Source organism: Pseudomonas sp. PSB18, from assembly GCF_014596565.1.
GTDB lineage: Bacteria > Pseudomonadota > Gammaproteobacteria > Pseudomonadales > Pseudomonadaceae > Aquipseudomonas.
In genome coordinates, this window is record NZ_NOIN01000029.1 from 1 (window position 1) to 593 (window position 593).

Annotated in this window: 1 protein-coding gene; it reads right to left on the reverse strand. The window is 64.6% G+C overall.

What is annotated here, in order from left to right; all coding sequences use genetic code 11:
• A partial coding sequence (locus CGA22_RS27035) for an OprD family outer membrane porin (RefSeq protein WP_188258764.1) occupies window positions 1-593 on the reverse strand: 593 nt, incomplete at both ends.

The window sequence follows — 593 nt, forward strand, 5'->3', positions numbered from 1 at the left end:
CTGCCGTTTTCCTTGCCGATGAAGTAGCCGAGGTTGGCGCCCAGGGTCCAGTCGCCGATGGGCTGGCTGTGGGTCAGGTTGAAATACTGCTGCTGGTAGATGTCGCTCAGTTCCGAGTACCAGACGCCGACCTGGGTGCGTTTGTCGTTGAAGGCATACTCGCCGCCGCCGAAGTTGAAGCGGTCGGAGGTGAAGGCCGGGCGGCCGTTCATGAACATGTCTTCCATGCTCGCATCGTTGCGCGGGCTGTTGCCGCGGAACTGGCCGCCGTAGAGGCTCAGGCCGCTGATCTCGGTGGAAGTGACCTGGCCGCCGCGGAAGGTTTGCGGCAGGGAGCGACCGTCGTCGGAACGCAGGATCGGCAACACCGGCATCCATTCGCCGACCTTCAGCTCGGTCTTCGACACCTTGGCCTTGAGGGCGACGCCCAGGCGACCGAAGTCATCGGCCGGACGACCGTCATCGTGGACCGGCAGCAACTGGGTGCCGGCGGTGCCTTTGCCGCCGTCGAGCTTGATCGAGTACAGGCCCAGCACGTCCATGCCGAACCCCACCGGGCCCTGGGTGAAACCGGACTTGGCGTCGAGGATGAA